General features: G+C 42.7%; 19 protein-coding genes and 1 pseudogene. 10 read left to right on the top strand and 10 right to left on the bottom strand.

Annotation, left to right across the window (positions count from 1 at the left end; all coding sequences use genetic code 11):
• Positions 1–6 precede the first annotated feature (6 nt).
• Positions 7–753, top strand: a complete 747-nt coding sequence (locus FTW16_RS11295; protein ID WP_146491129.1) for a phosphatase — start codon at positions 7–9, stop codon at positions 751–753.
• A 109-nt stretch (positions 754–862) separates the two neighbouring features.
• Here the strand turns inward: FTW16_RS11295 and FTW16_RS11290 are convergent, their stop codons facing one another.
• Positions 863–1,078, bottom strand: coding sequence for a hypothetical protein (locus tag FTW16_RS11290; protein ID WP_086714724.1), 216 nt, complete (start codon positions 1,076–1,078; stop codon positions 863–865).
• A 449-nt stretch (positions 1,079–1,527) separates the two neighbouring features.
• Here FTW16_RS11290 and FTW16_RS11285 point away from each other — a divergent pair, with 449 nt between their 5' ends.
• The 3 genes from FTW16_RS11285 to FTW16_RS11280 all read left to right on the top strand — a co-directional run bounded on the left by FTW16_RS11285 (position 1,528) and on the right by FTW16_RS11280 (position 2,868).
• The gene (locus tag FTW16_RS11285) at positions 1,528–1,788 is read left to right on the top strand and encodes a DUF5062 family protein (protein WP_054542576.1); all 261 of its coding nucleotides are present in this window, start codon (positions 1,528–1,530) and stop codon (positions 1,786–1,788) included.
• 363 nt (positions 1,789–2,151) lie between these two features.
• On the top strand, positions 2,152–2,307 hold the full coding sequence (locus FTW16_RS24490) for a DUF5993 family protein (protein WP_017061085.1): 156 nt from the start codon (positions 2,152–2,154) through the stop codon (positions 2,305–2,307).
• Between the two features lie 9 nt (positions 2,308–2,316).
• Positions 2,317–2,868, top strand: a complete 552-nt coding sequence (locus FTW16_RS11280; protein WP_146491128.1) for a disulfide bond formation protein B — start codon at positions 2,317–2,319, stop codon at positions 2,866–2,868.
• 95 nt (positions 2,869–2,963) lie between these two features.
• Here FTW16_RS11280 and melB read toward each other — a convergent pair whose 3' ends face one another.
• Together melB and FTW16_RS11270 are read right to left on the bottom strand one after the other, a co-directional pair.
• The gene (melB, locus tag FTW16_RS11275) at positions 2,964–4,391 is read right to left on the bottom strand and encodes a melibiose:sodium transporter MelB (RefSeq protein ID WP_146491127.1); all 1,428 of its coding nucleotides are present in this window, start codon (positions 4,389–4,391) and stop codon (positions 2,964–2,966) included.
• Positions 4,392–4,463: 72 nt separating this feature from the next.
• Positions 4,464–5,816: an alpha-glucosidase/alpha-galactosidase gene (locus FTW16_RS11270; protein ID WP_146491126.1), complete on the bottom strand. Its 1,353-nt coding sequence runs from the start codon at positions 5,814–5,816 to the stop codon at positions 4,464–4,466.
• A 327-nt stretch (positions 5,817–6,143) separates the two neighbouring features.
• On the opposite strand from FTW16_RS11270, the gene melR reads away from it, so the two are divergent.
• A complete protein-coding gene (gene melR / locus FTW16_RS11265) occupies positions 6,144–7,148 on the top strand; it encodes a transcriptional regulator MelR (protein WP_146491125.1) in 1,005 nt (334 codons plus the stop codon).
• Between the two features lie 98 nt (positions 7,149–7,246).
• Here the strand turns inward: melR and FTW16_RS11260 are convergent, their stop codons facing one another.
• The 3 genes from FTW16_RS11260 to FTW16_RS11250 form a co-directional block, all read right to left on the bottom strand.
• Positions 7,247–7,876, bottom strand: a complete 630-nt coding sequence (locus FTW16_RS11260; RefSeq protein WP_146491124.1) for a bifunctional 4-hydroxy-2-oxoglutarate aldolase/2-dehydro-3-deoxy-phosphogluconate aldolase — start codon at positions 7,874–7,876, stop codon at positions 7,247–7,249.
• 4 nt (positions 7,877–7,880) lie between these two features.
• Positions 7,881–8,849, bottom strand: coding sequence for a sugar kinase (locus FTW16_RS11255; RefSeq protein WP_146491123.1), 969 nt, complete (start codon positions 8,847–8,849; stop codon positions 7,881–7,883).
• Positions 8,850–8,956: 107 nt separating this feature from the next.
• Entirely contained in the window at positions 8,957–10,390 is a 1,434-nt protein-coding gene (locus FTW16_RS11250; RefSeq protein ID WP_146491122.1) for a PTS transporter subunit EIIC, read from the bottom strand.
• Positions 10,391–10,650: 260 nt separating this feature from the next.
• On the opposite strand from FTW16_RS11250, the gene FTW16_RS11245 reads away from it, so the two are divergent.
• On the top strand, positions 10,651–11,850 hold the full coding sequence (locus FTW16_RS11245) for an enolase C-terminal domain-like protein (RefSeq protein ID WP_146491121.1): 1,200 nt from the start codon (positions 10,651–10,653) through the stop codon (positions 11,848–11,850).
• Positions 11,851–12,605: 755 nt separating this feature from the next.
• Positions 12,606–13,700 carry a carbohydrate porin gene (locus FTW16_RS11240; protein WP_146491120.1) on the top strand — a complete coding sequence of 365 codons (1,095 nt, stop codon included), beginning with the start codon at positions 12,606–12,608 and terminating at the stop codon, positions 13,698–13,700.
• 120 nt (positions 13,701–13,820) lie between these two features.
• Here FTW16_RS11240 and FTW16_RS11235 read toward each other — a convergent pair whose 3' ends face one another.
• The 3 genes from FTW16_RS11235 to FTW16_RS11225 form a co-directional block, all read right to left on the bottom strand.
• Positions 13,821–14,528 carry a GntR family transcriptional regulator gene (locus FTW16_RS11235; protein ID WP_146491119.1) on the bottom strand — a complete coding sequence of 236 codons (708 nt, stop codon included), beginning with the start codon at positions 14,526–14,528 and terminating at the stop codon, positions 13,821–13,823.
• Between the two features lie 334 nt (positions 14,529–14,862).
• Complete coding sequence (gene ygjK, locus FTW16_RS11230; RefSeq protein WP_146491118.1) at positions 14,863–17,553, bottom strand: alpha-glucosidase; 2,691 nt, start codon at positions 17,551–17,553, stop codon at positions 14,863–14,865.
• Between the two features lie 263 nt (positions 17,554–17,816).
• Positions 17,817–18,581 (bottom strand): transcriptional regulator, encoded by a 765-nt coding sequence (locus FTW16_RS11225; protein ID WP_086714731.1) that lies wholly within the window; start codon positions 18,579–18,581, stop codon positions 17,817–17,819.
• Between the two features lie 676 nt (positions 18,582–19,257).
• On the opposite strand from FTW16_RS11225, the pseudogene FTW16_RS11220 reads away from it, so the two are divergent.
• The 3 genes and pseudogenes from FTW16_RS11220 to FTW16_RS11210 form a co-directional block, all read left to right on the top strand.
• Positions 19,258–19,441 (top strand): annotated as a pseudogene (locus FTW16_RS11220) (helix-turn-helix domain-containing protein); the annotation flags it as partial.
• Positions 19,442–19,664: 223 nt separating this feature from the next.
• Complete coding sequence (locus FTW16_RS11215) at positions 19,665–20,288, top strand: HAD family hydrolase (protein WP_146491117.1); 624 nt, start codon at positions 19,665–19,667, stop codon at positions 20,286–20,288.
• A gap of 37 nt (positions 20,289–20,325) precedes the next feature.
• A complete protein-coding gene (locus FTW16_RS11210; protein ID WP_146491116.1) occupies positions 20,326–21,159 on the top strand; it encodes a hypothetical protein in 834 nt (277 codons plus the stop codon).
• Between the two features lie 121 nt (positions 21,160–21,280).
• On the opposite strand, the gene FTW16_RS11205 is transcribed toward FTW16_RS11210, so the two are convergent.
• Positions 21,281–21,865 (bottom strand): sugar O-acetyltransferase, encoded by a 585-nt coding sequence (locus FTW16_RS11205; protein ID WP_146491115.1) that lies wholly within the window; start codon positions 21,863–21,865, stop codon positions 21,281–21,283.
• Between the last annotated feature and the right edge of the window lie 110 nt (positions 21,866–21,975).

Here is a 21,975-nt window from a genome sequence, read left to right as displayed (position 1 = left end):
GTCGCTATGAAGATCGTCGTCGACAGCCATACTCATACTCTTGCTAGCGGCCATGCTTACAGCACTATTATAGAGAATGCTAAAGCAGCTCAGGAGAAGGGGCTAAAACTTCTTTGCACAACGGATCATGCTCCAGAAATGCCGGGAGCCCCCCACTACTGGTTTTTCAATAACCAAAGAATTTTGCCCCGTTTCCTTCACGATGTTGGAATCCTGCGTGGAGTGGAAGCTAACACCCTGAATATTGAAGGTGACTTAGATCTAGCCCCTTCAACCTATCAGCACCTTGATTGGACCATTACTAGCTTCCATGAACCTGTGTTTCCACCCTCAACTGAAGAGGTACATACTCAAGCGCTAATCAATGTGATTAAAAGAGGGAAAGTCGATGTGCTTGGACACCTTGGCAACCCGAATTACCCATTTGATATTCGTGCCGTGCTTGAGTGTGCCAAAGAACACAATGTGGCAATAGAAGTGAACAATACCTCTTTGACGGGAAAAAGCCGTAAAGGCAGTGATGTTCGCTGCAGTAACATTGTGGAAATCGGTAAAGAAGTAGGCGTTTACTTCTCGACAGGATCTGATGCTCACTTCTGTGAGGAGATCGCGCGCTTAGAGCTCGCCATTGCACTACTTGAAAAGCACGGAGTTGCTGAAGATAAAGTGATAACGACATCTACATCGCGATTTCTTAACTTTCTGTTGTTGAGAGGAAAGAATCGAATTGAAGAGTTTAGAGATTTCTATTGAGTACTATTTTTGATGTCATGTGTCGCTAAAGCAAAAACGCCCAAAGTGAATAGCGTTGGGCGTTTTTCTTTAAATTCTCTAAAGGCTTAAAAGTAACCAGTATCTGAGATTAATGCATACCTGAACGCATTTTGTCGGCAAGAGCAAAGAAGACAAACAGCACGAAACAGACTAAAGCGATACATAGTGAAACTAAGATCGTAGTCGCGTCTTTTGAAATCAATGGAACAACGATAGAAGCTAACGCTACCAACATAACAAAGATATGAACGATTCGTCCGGGAATTGGGTTTTTATGACAGAATGAAGCCCATAGATAACGCATTTTTAACACCAGTATAATATTAGTGGGTTTATTCTATTTTCTTAGTGAGTGTTTTGTAAATAATGTTTTGTTACAGGTTTCTGTAAATATGATCTGAGTCGTTTTAGTATAAAACTGATTAAATAACAGAAGCTTATTGCTATTTTATAGAATGCGTATCATTTTAATGGTAATCATAGTATTCCGTATCCTTTGGAATGATAAGTCAAAAATTGTTCGGTTTTTAGTTTCTTGACTGAGGATCTCATTTATTGAGTATTCTATTAAGAAATCGTTTGCTTATTGCTATTCATTTAGAAAATATTAATTAGATTGGAATTGGCTTTAGATAGGTGATTCGTTTTATTGTATTTATCCAAATAGAGTTTTCGAATTGAGATCGCGGTAATCTTGTCCGCGATTCTGTTTGGTATACTCAATGTTCGTTCAATAAATATGATGGAGATGATATGTCGAAAACCGCGAAGATCATTAATGAAGACAAATTGGTCAAGAAGGCGCTGGAAGTCGGTTTTAAAATGGCGAAATTACAAGGTTTTGATTTGCCACACTCATCCCAACCAATAAAAATTAAATCAGTGTACTTATTTTTGGTCGAAGTGAATCAGATTACGCCTCTACCTGAAAGTAAGCTTGACGGTGCGAACATTAAAAAGCGTTTGGCGTTATGGATACACAAAGCTTTGCCGGACAATGATCCGCTGAAGTGAGCTTGTATTACCTCATTTTATATTTGAAACCTAGCGACCTTTCGCTAGGTTTTTTGCTTTTGGGAGCAGTAAAAATAGCCCTAGTACTCCCCAAGCTTAACTTCATTCATATATTCGCCAACCTTGCCTGACATCAACATCAACGAACTTTATCGGTTTGTTAGGTGCTTTAACGTGCCGGTATGCACTTAGTGCGTGGCTTCAAGCTTGACAGCTTGGGCCTTACTTACAACTATTAAGTTGATGATTTTCAATTCGTAATCCATAGATTTACCGGAGTTGAATGACTAAGAGCATCGGTGTGGATATTCATTATGACGTTCAATCTGAATGAACAGGATAAATAGAAAGGAAGTACCTCTTATGATGTCTTTACTGTTTTTGTTGTTACTTGTGGCGATGCTATGCGCCTTTTTCGACAAGAAGACTGCTGCTTATGGCTTTTTTGCTAGCTCAGTGATCCTTGGTTTGTATTGGTTTAACCACCATGCCACCGACCCACTATCAATTTTATTGTAAGGAGTTAGCATGAATCGAAATCAGTTAACTCTCTTGAATACTCTTGGGCTGCTAGGGATGACAGCTGTGCTGTTGACCGGCTTTATTCTTCAGTTTGTTCTTAACGAGTTGCCTTGCCCGTTATGCTTATTGCAACGTATTGGCTTTGTGATGGTCGCGTTTGGCTTCATGTTGAATGTGGTTTATGGGCCTCAATCTCGCCACTATGGTGTTATTATGATTGGTGCCTTGTACGGTGTTGCGACATCGCTAAGGCAGGTTTCCCTTCATGTTATTCCCGGAACTCCTGGTTATGGTAGCCCTATCTTTGGGATGCACTACTACACTTGGGCTTTTGTGTTGTTCACTGCGACTATATTTGCTGTCTCTGTTCTTTTGATACTGACCAATAAGGCAGAGTCTCAAGAACCATACAAAATGAGTAATCTAGGGCGTATTGCGTGCTTATTGGCAATTGTCGTCGTTGCGCTCAATGCCCTTGCTACGTTCGTTGAGTGTGGACCTTATCAATGCCCTGATAACCCCGTGAGTTATTGGTTGTTTAATCAAGGTGCTGGTTAAAGCTGACTAACTAATAAGACAAGCCACAGCATGTACTGTGGCTTTGTTGTTTGTGCTTTTAATTGTATAAGCGAACTGTTTGATGTGACTTCATACTAAACGACTTGTGCTGGTTCTGTTGGCTTGTGGTTTTCGCCTTTATTTGAGCCTTCGTTTGTAATGTGGTCGTATTTCTCTGTTAAGTGATCTTGAATCTTTTGGTGATAGGCACCGTTCAGTTTGTAGAAGCGGAAGTAGATGATTAATGCAATGGCAAAGAAAAAAGCAGGTAGGCCGACCATGATGCATTGCATGCCGAATACTGTTTCAGGGCTTTGCGTTACGTTAGGCACATAGTCAACGGCAGTGAGCGCGATACCGATAAAGAAAGCGGCAAATGCAGAGCCTGCTTTCACAACCAGTGTTTGCACGGAGTAGGCGATACTTTCACAGCGAGCCCCCAGTTTGAACTCACCGTAATCGACCGTGTCAGCGACCATGATGACGTTAAGCACCCAGAATAGAGCTGTACCAATTTGTAGGAAGACGCCTGCCGTTGATATCAGGAGAATGCTTTGTGTGTCATACATGCCAACGTAGATGAGTACCGCACTACCTAAGATAGGGAAAGTGGATGCACATGCCCACAGAACTCGGCGTGAAAACATCTGAGCAAGTTTAGGGAACAACACTAGCGTGATTAGGTTAGCAATACCCGCATAAGCCATGTAGTAAGGGAATAGTTCTTCATTACCAACAACATAAGTGAAGTAGTACACAGCAAAGGCGGTAATAATGTTGGTCGCGAGGTTATAAGACAACGCCATGCACAGAACGCTAGTCAATTGGTCGTTTTTGTAGATAAGCGCGAGAAGCTTTTTCAGTGAAACCTTTTCTTCCGGTTGTGTTGTGTCGAGGTTAGCCGTTGAATAGCGCTCTTTCACATTGCGTAAAGTAATGAAAGTAGAGACTAAGAAACAAGCGATCAACAAGAGGGTGAAAATCTGGAAGCCGAACCCTTTATCGTCCCCACCTACGTAGTTCACGAAAGGCATAGCGATAGCTGCGGTTACTATCCATGCAAGGCTCGCGAAAAATCGAGGGTATGGCACAAGCTCTTCACGTTCACGCTTGTCCAAAGTCAGTGTTGGGACCAGTGACCAAAAAGGGATATCCATTAGTGTGTAAGTCATGCCCCACAAGATATAGGTGACAGCGGCGTATGCGATTAACCAAGGACCTTCGATGTAATGCGCACTAAACACCATCAGAAGAACCACGGAGTTAGCGAGTGTGCCAATTAAAATCCAAGGTTTGAACTTGCCCCATCGAGTACGTGTATTGTTGACCAACCACCCCATAATAGGGTCATTGACGGCATCCCAGATGCGTGCGACGAGGAAAATAGTTCCGACTGTAGCAGCAGAAATACCGACTACATCCGTGTAGTAAAACATTAGGTACATATAGACGATGGTGATTGCGAAGTCTTTACCAAATGCGCCAAAGCCATAACTTAGCTTGGTATTCATTGAGATACTCATTACCACTCCTTACGCCTCCTCACTGAGAAGGCGTTAATATTCACGTTATTGTATGTTTTTATTAGTATGAAATTACTTGTTAACCCACTCTGGTAACCAGCCCTGATGGGCTTCAATCAAGTCATCAACCAGCGCGTATATCTCTTCTATTCCAAGTACAGCGGCAGTATGAGGGTCAAGCATCGCAGCATGATAGATACGGTCACGGTTTTCGGTGAGAATCGCTTCTGTGAGTAGAGTCTGAACATTAATGTTGGTTTGCATCAATGCAGCTAAGTGGTTTGGTAGACGCCCTGCTTTGATTGGTTGAACACCATTAGCATCCACTAAACAGGCGACTTCAACACAGCAACCTTGAGGTAAATTGTCGATTAAGGCTTCGTTTTTAACGTTTCCATAAATGACGCTCGGTATACCTGTCCAGATAGAGTTCATGATGGTACTAGCGTATTCATGAGACTCCTCAACAGTGATCTTGTCCGCTGTTTTAAACTCTTGAAGGTCGCGCTTCCAATCTGCAATTTGTTCGACACAACGTTTAGGGTATTCATCAAGTGGCACTTTATAACGTTCGATTAAATCTGGACGATTTGGCTTGATAAAATAGGGGGTGTATTCAGAAAAATGTTCAGAAGACTCTGTCACGAAGTAACCAAGCTTCTTAAACATCTCATAGCGAACTAAGTTGGTGCAGCGACCATTGTGATAAATACCCGGCTTAGGCGCTTTGCCACTCTCAAAGGCTTCAAGTAGGTCTGGATAAATGTCGACGTACTCACCGCTTTCTGTCTTCTTCTCGAGGGTTAGGTAGTAAGCCATGTGGTTAATGCCTGCGCAGGTATAGCGAAGATCTGCGTAATCTAAGTCTAGGTCGCGTGCTAGTTCTTCAGCTGTACCTTGTACTGAGTGACACAAACCGACTTGTTTAATGTGCGGATACTTCTCGTACATTGCCCATGTGTTCATTGCCATTGGGTTTACGTAGTTGAGCATGGTAGCGGTCGGGCAAACCTCAGTCATGTCTTCACAGACACTCCAAAGGTGCGGAATAGTGCGTAGTGAACGCATAATCCCGCCAGGCCCCAATGTGTCAGCAATTGTTTGTTCAAGACCGTGGCGTTTACACACTTCGAAATCTGTGACGGTACATGGCTCGTAGCCACCGATTTGAAAGGCTATGACAACAAAATCTGCACCTTGTAGTGCCTCTTTTTGATCTAAATGGCATGAAATCGAGCCGGTCGCGCCTGATGATTCCATCAACTTACTGACGACAAGGTGAGACTCTTCTAATCGGTTCTCATCAATATCCATTAATGCGACATGAGCATTTTGTAGTGCTGAACGGTGGAAAACGTCGCCAAGAATGTTCTTAACAAAAATGGTTGAGCCTGCACCGATGAATGTGATTTTAGGGCTTTGCATAGTGGAATCCTTTATCTCTCTTAGTTCTTTGTTGATGCAGATAAATTACACCTAGAACCCATGTCGATTCGTCTCAGATAACTTAATAGCTCTCCTGTTTTCTAATATTTTTAAATTAGTGAATGGAAATCTTAGGAAATGGGATAATTTCTTGGGTTTTAAGGAGAGGTGTCGTGCAATGAAGGCAGTTTTACACTTAAGGTTTGAACTCTAATCACAGAGTTCTGATCTTATGAAATGGGCTATTACGGCTCTATGATCGCCTTCTGAGTTTTATTATCGAGGAGCTGATAAAAGTCTGGTATACGATTTCCTAAGGAGCGAGACATGCCGCAATCAGCCCCAGATACGGTGAGAATTATCACTTTAGACAAGTACTCGTCCGAGACCGTGTCGGTAAGCCCGCTGTCTCTATATTCTTCCTATGAGAAAATCGATATCGAACTCAGAGCCCCTCACTCCATGCCTGGTTATCATTGGCATGGTCAAATTGAGGTGAATATACCCTTTGGGGATGATGTGGAGTACATTATTAACGGCAGTCCGGTTGTGGTTAAAAGCGGATCGATTGGCTTGTTTTGGGCATCGGTACCGCATCGACTTACGAATCCAGGCCAATGCCATAATATGGGGATCATTAACATACCGATTCACCATTTTATGTCGTGGGCTCTCAGTCGGGATTTAGTTAACCAGATCACTCACGGCAGTGTGTTGCAATCGAATTCTTGTTCGCTGATCAGTGAGTTTGAAATCTCCCGTTGGGCACAAGAGATAAAGCATTCGTCCGAAAGTCGTCAACAGTTGGCTATGGATGAAATTGGCTTGATGCTTAAACGAATCTGCCTTGATGGCTGGCAACAACTGTTGGTAAATCGACAAGATAAGTCGACTAAGAAAGGGGTATCGAAACACTCCCAATTCTATGTCAGCCAGATGTTGGAATATATTGCGACTCACCATAATCAACCATTGACCGTTAAAGATATCGCTGAACATATCGGGTTACACAGCAACTACGCGATGAACGTATTTCAGCGCACGATGCAGATGACCATTAAGCAGTACATTACTGCGATGCGTATCAACCACGCTCGTGCTTTGCTGAGTGATACGGATAGAACCATTCTCGATATATCACTCACGGTGGGCTTTAATTCGAGCAGCCGATTCTATGAAACCTTCCAAACGTACATTGGTGTCACGCCGACTCAATATAGAAAATTAGCTAGAGAAGATCACCGATGGAGCAGCCACGGAGCCAGCCCGCTATACGACCTTGAGAAAGGGGCGTGTGACGGTAAAAGGCCATTAACGACGACGGACAGTTAGCGATATTGATACAACCCGATAAAAGAAAAGCCACAGCTTCTGCTGTGGCTTTGTTGCTATGGAATCAAGAGAATTTGTGCTCTCTAGATCGTTATCGACTAGCGATTCACCTGCTCAACAATCTCTCTTGTTAGACGGGCAATCTCGTCCCACTCTTTGTTTTCGACGAGCTTCTTATCCACCATCCAGGTGCCACCACATGCCAATACCTGAGGAACGGCTAGGTAGTTGCCAATGTTTGATGGCGTGATACCGCCTGTAGGCATGAGTCTTATGTCGCCATAAGGTCCGACTAACGATTTCACCATACTGATACCGCCAGAAGCTTCTGCTGGGAAGAACTTCAAGGTTGTTAAGCCCATCTCTAATGCCGCTTCAACGGTGCTTGGATTGTTCACTCCAGGAATGATATCGATGCCGATTTCTTGGCATGCTTTAACCGTGTTTGTATTGAATCCCGGTGATACCACAAACGTTGCGCCCGCTTCTTTGGCTGCGAGTGCTTGCTCACGGTTCAAGATGGTGCCCGCGCCGATCAGCATGTTAGGCTGAGCTTCGCGAAGCAATCGGATAGCTTCAACAGCGGCGTCTGAACGGAACGTAATCTCAGCAGCTGGAAGGCCATTCTCAGCCAATACTTTGCCTAGTGGAATAATATCTTCAGCGTTATCAAGCGCGATAACAGGGATAACTTTAAGTGCTTTTAGCTGTTCGTTAATTGTAGACATGGGTTTACTTCTTAATAGGGTTTGAAAGAGTATTGGTGATGGCTTTTGGAATAATTGCACCGTGGTGCTGAATCACTAGTCTCGCGAGTGCATTACCTTGTTGGCAGGCTTCTGACACAGAACCTCCAGAGAGGTAACAAGATAAGAAACCACCGTTAAAAGAGTCGCCTGCAGAGGTGCTATCAACCACAGTTTCGACAGGTGTCGTTGTGATTTTTACTGGCTCATTTTCGGGGTTTTCGCTGATCAAGCAGCCTTCAGCACCAAGCTTCACAACAACGGTTTTGACGCCGAGTGAATGCAGCCTTCTTATGGTGTCTTGCGGCGTTGTATCGCCCCACAATAGTTGTTCGTCATCAAAGGTAACCAAGGCGATATCTGTCGTTTTATAGGCAAGCTGATAAGCTTCTTTGGTTGCGTCTTGTGAGTCCCACAACTTTGGTCGATAGTTACTATCAAAGGCGATGGTAACGCCACGTTCACGTAAGCCTTGGATGATAGTGAGTAATTTGAGTTGATCGCTATGTGGCAAGATCGCCAGAGAGATCCCGCTCAAAAACACCATATCAACATCGCAAAGTTGGGCGGTTATCTTATCGAAATCTGGGTGCTGCACCATGTAACGAGCAGCAGAGTCATTACGCCAATACAAGAATGTGCGTTCGCCAACGTCGTCTAATTGAATCAGATACAGGCCTGGCGAGCGCTGTTCGTCGATAAGCACTAAATCGGTTGATAACCCTTCATCTTGCCAACGCTTAAGCATCTCTTGGCTAATGGAATCTGCTCCAAGAGCCGTGACGTAACTGGTACGAATCCTAGGAGTATTTGTCGAACTGGAATGGCTGGTGGCACTTCGGTTCAAATACACAGCGGCGTTGAGCGTATCTCCACCATAGGTTTGTTGCATGGTACCGAATGGAGCGCCGTTCAGTTCAATCATGCACTCGCCGATAATCGCAATGTGGCTCATAAGTGTGCCCTTACAGAAGAATGGGTATTGCTAGCTATAAATGATGGAACGTGGCTACAAGGAAGGTTGCCACGTTGATTCTGTTCCCAATAGGTTGGGAGGAAGTGTTATTTGTTGTCTAGTTTTACGAACAATAGCGTTAGAACATAAGACAGTACAAACACACCCACCACGCCCATTAGTGCTTGAATGAAGTTTTGCGTACCGCCAGCAAGGTAAGCCGGCAAGCTGAAGACAGAAGAAAGAATGTAGCTTGTTAGGTGCGTATCGATTGTTACCGAGATTGCACCGAATACACCAGCAGCCAAACTCGCGGTCATCATCGCTTTGGTGTACTTCGTTAGTACACCAAATAGAGCTGGCTCCGTGATGCCTAAGATAGCGGTAACACTTGAGCCCATCGTAATTGAAGATTGCTCTTTAGAAACTGTCTTACGTTGCTTATGCCAGATAGCCATTGTCGCGCCTGCAATTGCCATGTTACCCAAGCACATGATCGGCATAAGTAAATCCTTACCATACAGTGCAAAGTTGTTCAGACTGATTGGTGTCATGCTGTGGTGAATACCAAACACAATCGTAATCGGGCGAGTCAGACCAAACACAAAGCCCGTTAACGTCGGAGAGATTTCCAGTAGTGAACTCATTACCCAACCCGCGCCGTTACTTAGCCAGATACCAGCAGGGCCAACAAATGATAGCGTGATGGTCGAAGTTACCGTAAAAGCAAGCAGTGGTGTAAATACAGGCTTCGCAGAAGAAGGAACTAGACGGTCAACTAACGGAGTCACTTTGGACAATAACCAGATTGCTAGAATCGCAGGAACAATTGCGCCGCCGTAGTTGAGCAGTTCAATCGGAACTACGCCAAAAACCGTCAGCTCAGGAGCAGCGCCAGCATCTTTTAGCATCGCCGCTTTATCTACTAGTTTGGGTGCTAACATTGCGGAGGAAACAGCAAGCGCAATGTATTCGTTTACTTTGAATACTTTAGCTGCAGAGAAAGAAACCAGCATAGGTAAGAAGAAGAACACAGCAACAGAGATTGAGCGGAAGAAATAAACTGTGTCTGAGGTTTCAGAGATAACATTGGTCGCAATAAGACCAGACAACAGACCCATCAACATACCAGCGCCAGCAATTGCAGGCACGACAGGGCCAAAGATGCCTGCGACAATGCGCATTACGCCCTGGAACAGCTTGCCTTTCTCTAGCTCATCAGCCGGATTAGCGTCAGCTTGTTGAGTGTTTGATAGCGCGTTGAACCACTTCTCGACCTCAACACCGATGATGACTTGGGTTTGGCCTTGTTGAAGTACCACACCTTTCACATCAGCGATCTGCTTGATAGCCTCTTCGTCTACCAGAGACTCGTCGGCTAATTTGAATCTCAGCCTTGTCATACAGTGCGTGATACTCACGATATTGTCTTCACCACCAAGTGCAGTGATTAATAACTGTATATTTTCTTTGAAATTTTTCTTCTTCGATGATGACTTCGAGTTATTAATAACGGCATCATTCTTTTCTACCATTTGCATACTACACCTGTTATTGGAATATATTTAACTCGAGCAATCATAACGACAACCAATTTAAATCCAACGGAGTAAAAAGAGATCTCAATCACACTTAAAATCCGAAAAATTATTTTTTCACCGTTTTTGGCCAATTGGTATGTTTTGTTTATCAAAAAAAATCACTTAACGTACCAATTATTTTTACGCAAAATTAGCGCTTGAAATGTGGTTTTTAAAGCGGTTAGATAATAGGAGTTGACTTAAGTTTAGGTTATTTAATTGTGAAAGAAACTATTATATCTGATATCCACTGTATTATTACTAAACCAGACAGGCACAATCTCATTACCGTGGTAGTTGAAACGAATGAAGGCGTGACTGGGTTTGGTTGTGCGACATTCCAACAAAGACCGCTTGCTGTAAAAACAATGGTCGATGAATATTTAAAACCTATTCTTATTGGTAAAAACGCCAATAATATTGAAGACTTATGGCAAATGATGATGGTCAACGCTTATTGGCGAAATGGCCCTGTTATCAATAATGCAATTTCCGGTGTTGATATGGCACTGTGGGATATTAAAGCCAAATTGGCGGGTATGCCGTTACATCAATTATTTGGTGGTAAGTCTCGTGATGCTATTCCTGTATACACACACGCGACTAGCGACACGATGGAAGGCATTTATGAGCTGGTGGAATCTTTCCTAGACAAAGGCTACAAGCACATTCGTTGTCAGCTTGGTTTCTATGGCGGTGTTCCAACCGATTTGCATACCACTGAAAATCCGACTGAAGGTTCGTACTACGATCAAGATCAGTACATGGACAATACTCTAACGATGTTTAAGTCGCTGAGAGAGAAATATGGTAATCAATTCCATATTCTTCACGATGTGCATGAGCGCCTTTTCCCAAATCAGGCAATACAATTTGCGAAGGAAGTCGAGCAATATAAGCCGTACTTCATTGAAGATATTCTGCCGCCAAATCAAACGGAATGGTTGGATAACATTCGTAGCCAAAGCTCGGTATCATTAGGTTTAGGTGAGTTATTTAATAACCCTGAAGAGTGGAAATCTCTGATCGCGAATCGTCGTATCGACTTTATCCGCTGCCATGTTTCACAAATCGGTGGTATTACGCCAGCTCTGAAACTTGGCCATCTATGTCAGAACTTTGGTGTTCGTATTGCATGGCATTGCCCACCAGATATGACGCCAATTGGTGCAGCGGTAAACACGCATTTGAATGTGCATTTACACAATGCCGCCATTCAAGAACATGTCGAGTACAACGAGAATACGCACAAGGTATTCCCGAACGCTGCAGAGCCAATTAATGGCTACTTATACGCGTCGGAAATCGCAGGTATTGGTGTTGAAATCGACCGAGAGGTTGCTGCCGAGTTCCCTGTTATGTATCGCCCCCACGAGTGGACTCAAAGTCGCCTTCCTGATGGCGCGATTCACACTCCATAACTCATTGAGTTAACCAAAATGGCCGCAGATAGCGGCCATTTTTTTTGTCTGAAACTTATCGTTAGTTTTAGCTTCTTTGTCAGTCTTCGTTCCCGATGTGTTGCTGTTTCTGGCCTAGCTAATCAATCAGCAAGTAATCAGAATTTTCATATCCAAACTATTAGTATTACCTCTCACATGCCTTCAATTAACTGACTTTAAATAGTTCAGTAATAATAAGCTGACTATCATGAAAATACTTCATTATAAGTGCACATTAATTTACCCACTTACTAGGGTTTTCTTTTCGATAAAAGTTTAAGTTTAAGTTTTATTTGATCGGTTCATGGAAAAGTAATGATGTACATTAATTATCACTGTTAATATTTATAATATAGCTTCGTTAACCTTTAATTAATTTAAATAAATAGCCTGATAGTTATTAAAACGGTTTAATATGATTTTAAATTAAGTAGTTGAGCGTATTGCTATAAATTCATCCAAGTTTGACTGTTATTTAACTTGTGTTGTGCAATAGAGGTTATTTTAGCTTTTAACTTTGCGTTTTACATTTAAAGTGTTGAATTTAAAGGTTATTTTAATAAATATAAAACAGTGATTTAGGTCTGCAATTCCAGATGGATAATATTGTGAGTGAGGAGTTAATTAGTCAATATATGCCCTAGAAATCGAGTCGAATACTGTCCATATATTTCAACTTGAAATTCAAAAAGTTGCTATGCAACTAATAACAATAAAATAATATTAGGGTTTATATGAAAAGCACATTCAAACTGTCTTTAGCTGCTGTTTTAGTTTCTTCTGCAATGGGGGCTCATGCAGGCATTGCCATTGTTGATACAGAAGAAGGTAACTTCTCTGTTGGTGGTAACGTTGAGCTGAACTTCAACTACCAAGATAGAGAGTCGAATGATAATGGTAACGCAGAGTTCAACCAAGATGGTCGAGTTCTGATTGAGTTCGCTGGCGAAAAGTACACCAGTAATGGTCACTATGTTGGGGTTAAAGCGCAGCCTCTATTTGAAAGCACAGGCAATGTCGCACTCGATGATGCCTACTTTGAGTTCGGCAAAAAAGACGGGTGGGCGATCAAAGCGGGTCGTTTTGAAGCCTACGATATGTTCCCTGTAGGCCTCGATGTTTTCCTAGAGTATTCAGGTGATACCTCAAATGAGCTTTATACGGGTGGCAGCGCTTATGTGTACCAGATGAAAGAAGCTCGCGGTCGTGGTTCTGATGGTCAGTTGATGTATAGCCAAAGTTTTGGGGATCTGTATGTCGAAGTAGGAACGATGATCGGCGATCGCTCTGACTTGTTCTCTGATAGTTACCATGGTGTGGACGTAGACCACGACAACGCCAAAGATGCCTTCCTTGTTCGCCCGGTTGTGTCATATAAAATGGGTGATTTTACTGTTGCAGCCTCAATGGAAACTAACTTAGTTAGCGATGCAGTTGTCGACACCTCGGGTAAAGATATCTCTGACCGAACTGGCTACGGTCTAACAGGTAATTGGTCTAATGATTCTTGGAGCGTTAACGCTAACTTTGCTTACTTAGATGCTGTCGATGAAACCAATGCAACTGCGGGTTTGAACGCGCTTTATAACAACTTCGGTATCGGTTACATCTATGGTGCGAACGAATATGATTCCACATGGGCGAAAGGTGATGTGACGGTTAACACGGGTTACGCATCTTATGAGTTCCAGAATGTGCTCGAAGTACAAGACTTCTCTGTTCTTCTTGGTACTTACTACACGACGGTCGACAACAAAACGACCAATACATCTGCGTTCTCTGAAGACGATGATTTTGGTGCTCGCGTACGTTTGTACTACGAATTCTAATAACAGTTGATTCAATTCTCCTGACAACCCGCCACTGTGCGGGTTGTTGTTTTTAGGGAGATACGGAAACTAGAGAAATTAAACGTGGGAAGACAAAGTAGCTGAATACAAATCAAACTGTTACTTTTTGTCTCGGAAGCTCATGCTCTCATTGTTAAAAGGCGTGTGGTAGGTGCATTGGTAGTTGATGTCAATGATATCGCTGACGATGAACAGCTCACCCGATGCTAAGAAACCTCGGTTGGTGATATTCATCGCTGCCGCATTTTTTTTGCAGCCGAGCAACTCTGCATCTTCTTTAGAAACGTTGATCGCTTGATACGTTGTTAAGTAGCTATCGATCTGAAGGCCTTTCGCCAATGCATGTTTCTGGATTGAACTTTCAATGATCTCGGCATTCATTTCTGGAAAGACGCTAACAGGGATCTTGGCTTCTTCTATCTGAACTACTTTGTTGTTAATCAATCGAAGCCGTCTAATTTTCCAAATGTAGTCATTGTCGTCTAAAGAGAAAATCTGCTGTTCATGGTTATTAGGTAGCGCTTTATTTAGCTGGAGCTTTTTATAAGAGATCTCTTCAAAACTGTTTTCAGTAATGGAGTTGTACACCAGTGGTGTGCCAATGAGAGAAGTGTTGACGAAGTAACCAGAACCCACTTTAGATTTCACCATGCCAATAGCTTCTAGCTTGGCTAGTGCTTTACGAATCGTGAAACGAGATAATCCATATATTTCAGACAGTTCTCTTTCTGCAGGAAGCTTATGGCTGATACTGTTTTGACAAATTTTGCTCACAATATCTTGAACAACTAATTCATATTTTTTCATTCTAAAAACTTAAAAAAGCACTCATGGTGATTAAATTATAGTTAACTAAATCAGAGACTCAGCGCATTCCGAACTAGCCGATAATTCTAACATAGAAGGCTGATTAGATGATGAGAAATAGGGTGTTTTGGAGGGTGAATTCGAGGGTTATATCTAGGGGTGTGACTTCATTCTCTTTCTCGATTAGATAAGGGGGAGATAGAGGTATTAGGCAAGCAGATAATAAAAAGCCACAGCATTTACTGTGACTTTTAAACCTGACTTGAAGAGGCTTAAGCGGTTGCAGATGCTAGGGGGATCATCTGCAACGCCTAATATCTAATGAGTGTGGCTGCTATTTACCCACAAAACCGTTGTACAGCATGTAAAGGTGCGCGGCACTCCAAGAGAAGTTATTTGCGCCCTGAACCTCGCCCGTTTCTGGGTTGTAGTTCTCCTGAATCGGGGTGGCTTCTGTTAGGCCTTGCGCATTTTGGAATAGCTTGTCGACCATTTGACGCGCTTCTACACCGTACCCATAGTTGTCCATACCGCGCACACCAAAGTAGAACTGATCTAGCCACACGCGACCACGCCAGTAAATATCTGGGCCGTAAGCCGGGTTGTCCATTGATGCCGTACCTAGCGGAATCTTAGGTGAGTTAAACTTGCTAGTATTTAGCATGTTTTCCACGACTTTGTCCGCGTGTTCTTGCGTCGCTGCGTTGTTGAATAGCGGTGACCAACCTTCAGGGCCCATACCGCGTTTCACCAACACCGGACCTGCACATTGATTAGGGAGTCCATTTGGTATTACTTCGATATCGTAGTAGAAGCCCGTTGACTCATCGTACATACAACGGTTGATGTACTCTTTGGTGTCCGCTGCTTTTTCTGCAAACTCAGCGGCTTTGTCTGCTTTACCCAGTACGTCGGCGATTTGCGATAGGTATAGGTTGTCTGAGTACCAGTAAGAGGCCTGATCTACTGACTCTTGCATCAATGAGTAACCTGATAAGTTGTTTGAATCGTCTGTGTTCTCGTTGAACTTCACTTCCCAATCTTTCTTCGCCTGAGCCAGCTTGTTCATATTCTCAACTGAATCATCGAGGTAAGTCACCACTGAACCGTCTGTGCCCATAGCGATGTCATACGTATTGTCGAAACCATTAGTGTCATGAGCGTAACGACCCATTTGGTCTATCACTTCCGCTTTTTCTTGTGTCGGTTGTTCAGATAATCCTTGTAGGTTATCGATAGTGTCGATAAAGCCGAATACGCCTGCGTTATCACGCCCTGATTCCCAACCCGCTGCAACTTTCGCAGGTATGCTCATTGCTGTGTAATCACCAGAAGTCAGTAATTCATTGTACTTCTCGATACTCGTTTCTTTGATCCACGTATCGCCATTCGCTTCGTCTTTATATTGGAACTTCATGTCGTCCACAAACGCATCTGGTCCCCAAGAACCGTTATTCACATCATCTTCGAAAACGGTATGAATTGGGTCTTTCGCTGCGCCATATTCCGGTATTCCGTTCTTGTTGGTATCACGAGCGCGTAACCACCAATCGTGGAATGCCACTAGCTTCGGATACATTTCTTCTAGCCACTTCTGCGCTTCTTCGGGACGGTTATGTTCGTCTTTCAGTGCCGTATACACTTCCCAAACAGCCCATGCAGCCAATGATGGCTTAGTATTACGCTCGTTCCAGTTCAGGCCATCGGTCGCTTGAGGGAACACTTTTTTGTATTCTGCAGACATGCCTTGCCAGCGTTCAGCTGGTAGGTTGTAAGTCACGACATCAAGTAGGTAGCCCTCATCCCAAGGACGGACTGGATCATCAGACTGCACTTGGTATTGGAATACAGTGCGAATGTTTTCCATCGCTACATCTGGGTTGAAGTGTGACATTGCGTAAGCTTGTTTCCACGTATCCCATGGCCATGTCATGTTGCCTGAGAAGTAAGGGGCCGTAACGGAAGGGGTTACCGTGTCGTGGTCAATCGCACCCGCAGCACCACGCCAGTTCGCGTTCAATGTTTCCATTGCTTTTACTGCAACAAACTCATGCTCTTTTGAAGCCGCATCGTTGGTGAGACCGTTTTCTAGGTATTCTTCCCAACGCATTGCTGAATCGTGCATGTAACCTTTTGGATCGGCCATCACTTTATACAGTTTTGCAAACTCAGACGCTTGTTCTTTGGTGTTTTGAACGTGAGTGTAAGCCGTGTATAACGTGATCTCTTCGCCATCACCTAGAGAGGCCGTTTGCACGAAACCTTTCTTGTCGTCATTGATGGTAGAAGTTTCTGGTTTGATAGAACGCGTTACTTCGAACTTTGAATCGCCAGATGTCAACAATGACCATGAATCACGAACTGCGCCAAAAGAGACTTCTACACCACTGTCTGTCGCTGCAATTTCACGGGAGTAAGTTGGATAAGCTTCTTCAACACTGCGGACTGTGCTGTCTTCATTCTTGTATGCCGTGCCATCATCCGCACGATAGTTTTGCATCAACTCACCATCCCATTCACCTTGAATATCCAGCTTATTTGGGTTCTTGATGGTGGTTTTCACAAGAGAAGTTCGATTAGTCACAAAACGCATTTCTAGCTCGGCTTCGATACCGTTATCGCCTGTATACGTTTGAATCAACGCACCTGGTTGTGAGTATGCGTTTGTCAGTTCTAGCGGCATTGGCTGGCCGTCGACAGTCAGAGCCAAACGGTCAAAACGTGCAGCCATGAATGATACGTATTCTTCGGTCAATAGCGCTGTACCACCTAGCGTGATTTCACCACCTTTGGTGTCTAACGTGTGGCCATGCCATGAGCCGTTATCGAACATTGGAATGTAGCGCAGGTGGCCGCCGTGCAAATCACGTAACGCCACTGGTACACCTGCACGATCGATGGTGTTGTGGAATTCGGTTGCTTTAAGTGGAGCATCCACATTCGAGCTATTATCACTACTATTGCATCCGCTTAGTGTTAGAGCAACCCCGACAGCAATCGCACATAAAGACGTTTTAAACTGCATGTTATATCCTTCATTTATTGGTTTTTGAATCTGATCAGGCGAAAAAAGGTCGAGACATGCCCTGCCGAGTTTCGTGAAGAAGATTCAGCCTTATTTATTTCACTTATTGGTATGAGAAAAGAGCGCTATTTGCGTCTATTCTTTCTTTATTCAACTTGTTTAAATAACAAGTTATTAATTATTGAATAATATTGTAGCCTTGATGGATTACGACTAGATTCTTTCTCAATCAAATATAATTTGTTATTAGTGCGTGTTAATCATTATTCGTTTGCCATCGATATGGCTTTTAATAATTCACCGTCAATATTTGGAATCGTATCAGAAAGAAATATCTGATTGCCTGGTGTGTAGGTCATTAACACATTTCTGAGCCGTTCACTGCCTTCTCCATTCTTGTTTTGTACATCAAACTCAATCAGTTTGTTGTACACCTCGTTCGCCAGCTTCTCTTCTTGTTCTTCAGTAATAGCAATGCGTCCTATACAGATCGGAGGGCGCACGTCATGGCTGAATACTTCATCTCTAAAGCGCTTAGCAAACAACGTATCAAGCTTAGAACCTTCTTCAAAAATAAAACGGCCTTGATCTTTGAAGCGGTATTGATCTTCGCCTTTTAATTCTACGTAGTCCATCATTTCTAATGCTCGAAAATATATAGCTACTGACGTATGACTCAGTTGATATTTATTGGCAATATCTTGTGGTGACCATTTTTTTCGTCGCAATAGATACAAAAAATCAAACAAGTACGGATATTGATGGAATATTTCACTATTTATATCAGTAATAAACTGTTCGTTCTCTTGCTGTAGCTGTTTGCCTCGCATAGATAATTCTACTAAGTCAGTATCTAAATGAGTCGCGTACGAGAGTATTTTATCCAGCCCTAAAGACGTGTTGTGCAGTTGTCTTTTAATGGTTGAGAGAGGAATTCCCATCCCAGCAGAGAGATCGGAATAACAAATCCCCTTCTCTTTGATTTTTTCTCGTAAAGCAGCAAGTAAATACGTTGCAGAATTATTCATCTAACAATGCCTGTTCTATTTTTGTCAGCATCCCTGATAATAAATTCAAGAGAATCCTACTCTTGTGATTTTGGTTCCAAATATTTTCAATATTAACTATGAGTTGAGTTTTGCAAGTTTGAGAATTTTACTTGTTGTTTATTGAACAAGTTTTACTCAATGTTACTAACGTTTAACTCATTATCAGTATGGGGGTGAGTATAATTGTTTTGATGCGTAAAATTAAGTTCATATCGGTTTTTAGTAAAAGTTTTCTTACGAGAGATTAATTTGTTGGGTGGGAAGTATCAATAAGTTGTACTTGGGAATTTAGTCTAGATTGATATCACAAAGTATTCTTGATTAACTGGTATTTTATTGAGGAGGTGACCAGTAAAAATATTGTTATAAGGAGTAAGGAGGTTAGTTAAATGGAGAGTGTAATTATTGAAGCGTAATCATATTATATAGTTATTCCCCAAACTTCCTATATATTTATCCTATTTATTACTCGATCTTAAAATTACTTGGTATCTCACCTTTCTCTCTTTGCTTGATAGGCGGAAGGATGAGATTACCTGCAAGCAGATAAGAAAAAAGCACATCCAATAGGACGTGCTTTGAATGTTTGAGCTTTCTGAGTCGCGAGCTACATGGCTAAGTTTTCATTTCTTAACTTGGTGAGTGCTTTTAGATGACTTTGTCTTTTGAATTCGCTAGCGGGTTATGACAGAGCAAGATTATTCGATCTTAGATATTGCGCTTCAATTGGGATACGCAGATGCCTCACAATTTATACGAGCGTTTAAGCGATCGAACGGATAACACCGCTTCAATGGAAAAAGAACAAAAAGAGTGCAGGTGATGACATAAACGTATAACGCTTATAAAGCACCGACCATATTCCCATCTGAAGCTGATTTATGTTGATGATTGACTCGTTAGTGAATATTGAGAAGGCCGTCGTAATGATGGTCTTTTTTGTACTCTATTGGTTGTATATTCTACTCGAGACTTTTAATTTATAAACGTTCGCTATGAATCTTGATGTGTGGCACTTTGTGTCTTTTTTCCATCAATAACATGGCGATCACGGGAGTATGTATGAGTTCTAATGAAATCAAAAATGTGGTGTTTGATGTGGGCAATGTCATTGTGCGTTGGGCACCTCTGGAAATTGCCCGTCTTACTTTTGGTGATACTGAAGACTTGGAGTCTCGAGCTCGTTCTATTTTCCAAAGCACGATTTGGTTGGATTTGAACAAAGGATTCTTGACCGAAAGTGAGGCCAAGCTTCGTTATCAACAAGAACTCGACTTATCCCCGTTAGAGTGCGAACGCTTGTTTTATTACGTTAAGCAAACGCAGATTTTACTGCACGGTTCAGTTGAACTCATCGAACGTGTAAAGCGATCTGGGTATGGTGTGTATGCGCTTACCGACAATGTGGTCGAGATTGTTGATTACTTAAAAAATACCTATCAATTTTGGGCGTTGTTTGATGGTGCGGCAGTCTCCGCTGAGCTTGGTATGCTTAAGCCACAACCTGAAATCTACCAAGCGCTTTTATCTAATTATGGGCTTAAAGCTTCAGAAACCGTCTTCCTCGATGATATGCCTTATAACGTTGAAGGTGCGAGATCTGTGGGTATGGCTGCTATCCAGTTTACTGATGCCGTTCAGTGTGAAAACAGCTTGCAGGCGCTTGGCGTTAATTTAATAGATTGACACCTTGGCAAATGAGTTAAATTTGAGGATGTAGAAAATGAAAAGATACCCACCTAAGTCTATCGTTACATTCTTGTTTTTGACCATGTCGGTGCTGGTTTTAGTCGTGGCTTTCGTGCTTCAAATTCGCGGTGAGCAAGCATGTGATGGTTGCTATGAATCAGATAAAGGACAGTTCAAGTTTGTCCTTTACGATGGAACTTCACCTGCGATAATTCCAAGTATTCACAACGAGCTATTACTCAAGCAGGCTCCTTTGATGAAGAGCTTCGGCCTGGACTCAATACCGGTCATAACAGTGAGAGTATGGCAAAGCCAAAAGGCCTACTTAGATGAGCAAGAGCGTAGCATTGGACAGCGATATGCGTTTTCTACAGGCTACATCGAGCCTAAAAGTAATGAAATCAGGCTGCTTTATTTTGGTGGTGAAATTCAACGAACAGCATTGCATGAATTTGTGCACTTACTGACACTTCAAATCAACCCCAATTTTGCGAATAACCCTCGTTGGTTGTGGGAAGCGGTGGCTATCTATAAATCTGAAGATTATTGGTTCCACATGAATAACAGGAATGCCATCAAAGCCCGTTTTGATGGGCTTGTTCAAGAGTTATATATCAACCCTAATGGTGGTTCAACAATCTATGAAGTCGGTTATACTATCGGTGAGTTTATCGAGCGTTCTTGGGGGGAGGAGGCTTTTATCAAGCTCATAAAGAGTAACGGTGATGTATCTGGAATAACGAATGAGCCGATAGAGTTGCTATTTTCAGGGTGGAAGGATTTTGTGAAAAATACCTATCTTAGTTCACCACAAAGCGAGTATGAGAAGGCTTTAGAACGGAGCCTATTACAGGCCTCAGAGCAGTGAATGAGATGAACTGTGTAGAAAGTTAATCGTACGATAGAACAACGCTGTTTATTAGATTAAGAGCCATGTTATTGAAACATGGCTCTTTTTGTTTTTAGATTTGGATACGCAACTTGCTTGTTTAGTCGTGGGCTTGTTCGGCATTCAAGTGTCGAATCAGCTTTGCTGGTGTGCCGCCGTACAAGCAGTCTGGTGGTACATCACTGTTGACCACAGAGTTGGCTGCGATCACAGAGCGAGCACCAATGGTCACACCTTGGTTAATCACCGAGTTTCCACCAATCCAGACATCATCTTCGATTGCGATAGGTAGACAGAAAGTTTCCCACTTGCGACGACTGAGGTGGTTCAGTGAGTGAGAGGCAGTGTAAAACTGGACACTTGGTCCCACCAATACATTGTTGCCAATTTTGATGTTGGAGCCGTCAAGCATCACCACATTCATGTTGATGAAGGTGTCGTCACCAATCTCGATGGTTTTGCCAAACTCACAATGAAAAGGGGGCTGGATTAAGCTGCTGCTACCAACCTTACCAAATAGCTGCTCTTGCAATGTGTGTTGCTGGTCTGGGTCTTGGTGGCTGTTGAAAGCCATTAGCGACTTTCTGGCATTGGAACGCACGGTTTCAATTTCTTGGTCTGCACCATCATATACTTGCCCAGATAGCATCTTTTCTAGTTCAGTTTTAACGTTTGTATTACTCATGCTTGCCCACTTTCCGAGAGTCTCGGTCTAAATGACGAATACTGCAAGATTAGCGATTTTCGGGCATAAAAAAAGAGAAAAGCCTCAGCCTTTCTCTTCCTATTTTGTGC

It is taken from the genome of Vibrio sp. T20, from assembly GCF_007858795.1.
GTDB classification, from domain to species: Bacteria; Pseudomonadota; Gammaproteobacteria; order Enterobacterales; family Vibrionaceae; genus Vibrio; species Vibrio satsumensis.
This window is presented reverse-complemented; position numbering and strand designations above follow the sequence as displayed.

Excerpts from the sequence above, each read along its gene's own strand:
- FTW16_RS11295 (WP_146491129.1), top strand. The coding sequence starts at position 7 with ATGAAGATCGTCGTCGACAGCCATACTCATACTCTTGCTAGCGGCCAT.
- FTW16_RS11290 (WP_086714724.1), bottom strand. The coding sequence starts at position 1,078 with ATGCGTTATCTATGGGCTTCATTCTGTCATAAAAACCCAATTCCCGGA.
- FTW16_RS11285 (WP_054542576.1), top strand. The coding sequence starts at position 1,528 with ATGTCGAAAACCGCGAAGATCATTAATGAAGACAAATTGGTCAAGAAG.
- FTW16_RS24490 (WP_017061085.1), top strand. The coding sequence starts at position 2,152 with ATGATGTCTTTACTGTTTTTGTTGTTACTTGTGGCGATGCTATGCGCC.
- FTW16_RS11280 (WP_146491128.1), top strand. The coding sequence starts at position 2,317 with ATGAATCGAAATCAGTTAACTCTCTTGAATACTCTTGGGCTGCTAGGG.
- melB (WP_146491127.1), bottom strand. The coding sequence starts at position 4,391 with ATGAGTATCTCAATGAATACCAAGCTAAGTTATGGCTTTGGCGCATTT.
- FTW16_RS11270 (WP_146491126.1), bottom strand. The coding sequence starts at position 5,816 with ATGCAAAGCCCTAAAATCACATTCATCGGTGCAGGCTCAACCATTTTT.
- melR (WP_146491125.1), top strand. The coding sequence starts at position 6,144 with ATGCCGCAATCAGCCCCAGATACGGTGAGAATTATCACTTTAGACAAG.
- FTW16_RS11260 (WP_146491124.1), bottom strand. The coding sequence starts at position 7,876 with ATGTCTACAATTAACGAACAGCTAAAAGCACTTAAAGTTATCCCTGTT.
- FTW16_RS11255 (WP_146491123.1), bottom strand. The coding sequence starts at position 8,849 with ATGAGCCACATTGCGATTATCGGCGAGTGCATGATTGAACTGAACGGC.
- FTW16_RS11250 (WP_146491122.1), bottom strand. The coding sequence starts at position 10,390 with ATGCAAATGGTAGAAAAGAATGATGCCGTTATTAATAACTCGAAGTCA.
- FTW16_RS11240 (WP_146491120.1), top strand. The coding sequence starts at position 12,606 with ATGAAAAGCACATTCAAACTGTCTTTAGCTGCTGTTTTAGTTTCTTCT.
- FTW16_RS11235 (WP_146491119.1), bottom strand. The coding sequence starts at position 14,528 with ATGAAAAAATATGAATTAGTTGTTCAAGATATTGTGAGCAAAATTTGT.
- ygjK (WP_146491118.1), bottom strand. The coding sequence starts at position 17,553 with ATGCAGTTTAAAACGTCTTTATGTGCGATTGCTGTCGGGGTTGCTCTA.
- FTW16_RS11225 (WP_086714731.1), bottom strand. The coding sequence starts at position 18,581 with ATGAATAATTCTGCAACGTATTTACTTGCTGCTTTACGAGAAAAAATC.
- FTW16_RS11215 (WP_146491117.1), top strand. The coding sequence starts at position 19,665 with ATGAGTTCTAATGAAATCAAAAATGTGGTGTTTGATGTGGGCAATGTC.
- FTW16_RS11210 (WP_146491116.1), top strand. The coding sequence starts at position 20,326 with ATGAAAAGATACCCACCTAAGTCTATCGTTACATTCTTGTTTTTGACC.
- FTW16_RS11205 (WP_146491115.1), bottom strand. The coding sequence starts at position 21,865 with ATGAGTAATACAAACGTTAAAACTGAACTAGAAAAGATGCTATCTGGG.